Origin of the sequence: Microbacterium sp. CPCC 204701 (genome assembly GCF_004010105.1) — a bacterium.
In the GTDB taxonomy this organism is placed as follows: domain Bacteria; phylum Actinomycetota; class Actinomycetes; order Actinomycetales; family Microbacteriaceae; genus Microbacterium.
Genome location: NZ_RRYE01000606.1, coordinates 1 through 1178 on the forward strand (window position 1 = coordinate 1; position 1178 = coordinate 1178).

The window sequence follows — 1178 nt, forward strand, 5'->3', positions numbered from 1 at the left end:
CGCGGTGCTCGGCGTCAACATCGGCAAGAGCCGCGTCGTCGACGTCGCAGACGCGACCGCCGACTACGTTCGCAGCGCGACGCTGCTCGCGCCGCTGGCCGACTACCTCGTGGTGAACGTGTCGTCGCCCAACACGCCGGGCCTGCGCGGCCTGCAGGCGATCGAGACCCTGCGGCCGCTGCTCGAGGCGGTCCGCGACGCGGCCGGTGGCACTCCGCTGCTCGTCAAGATCGCACCCGACCTTCCGGATGACGAGATCGTCGCGATCGCGGGTCTCGCCGTCGAGCTCGGGCTCGCAGGACTCATCGCGACCAACACGACGATCTCGCGCGAGGGGCTGGTCACCGATGCGGCGACGGTCGCCGCCGCGGGGGAGGGCGGGCTCTCGGGCGCGCCGCTGAAGGAGCGCTCGCTCGAGGTGCTGCGGCTCGTTCGCGGCGCGGTTCCCGCGGAGTTCTGCGTGATCTCCGTCGGCGGTATCGAGACGGCGGCGGACGCGCGGGATCGACTGGATGCCGGCGCCACCCTGGTGCAGGGCTACACCGCATTCCTCTATCGCGGGCCACTGTGGGCCCGACAGATCAACCGCGGGCTCGCGCGGACGCGCTGACTCTTCGACCGGCACAGAGACCGGGCGAATTGCAGGGTCAGGGAGCGGGCGAGCCGAGGGAGTGCGGTCAGGCGGGCTTCTGGCCGCGCTTGACCTGCGACTTCGGAAGGCGCAGGAAGCGCATCTGTACGGTGCGCATGGCGGCGTACCAGCCGAGGCCCTTCTCGATCTTGTCGGCGCCGAACTTGCGCTTGACGGCGCGCTTGACCGTGATCGACGTGAGGACCATGTCACCGATCACGAAGAAGATGAAGATCCACAGGCCCACGAACGCGTAGTACTGCAGCGCCGGGATCGGAAGGAAGGTCGCCAGGATGACGAGCACCATGGCCGGCATGACCGCCTCGCCCAGGTGCCAGCCGGCGTCGACCCAGTCGCGGACGAACTTGCGCTGCGGACCCTGGTCGCGGGCGGGGAGATAGCGGGGGTCGCCGTTCGCCATGCCGAGACGCGCCTTCTCGCGCTGCGCGGCGAGGTCGGCGCGAGCGCGGGCCTTGGCCTCCTTCGTGTCGGGCACGAGCGGACGCTTGCGCGCGGCCTCGCGCTCGGCGCGCGTCGGGGTCGCGCG

2 protein-coding genes are annotated in these 1178 nt (G+C 71.1%); one reads left to right on the forward strand and one right to left on the reverse strand.

The genetic code is table 11. The features are described from left to right. On the forward strand, positions 1-610 hold a 610-nt coding region (gene pyrD, locus EIO58_RS18260; protein WP_127820591.1), incomplete at its 5' end, for a dihydroorotate dehydrogenase (quinone). A 67-nt stretch (positions 611-677) separates the two neighbouring features. Here pyrD and EIO58_RS18265 read toward each other — a convergent pair. Next, the coding region (locus EIO58_RS18265; protein WP_164861883.1) for a DUF3043 domain-containing protein at positions 678-1178 on the reverse strand (501 nt) is incomplete at its 5' end.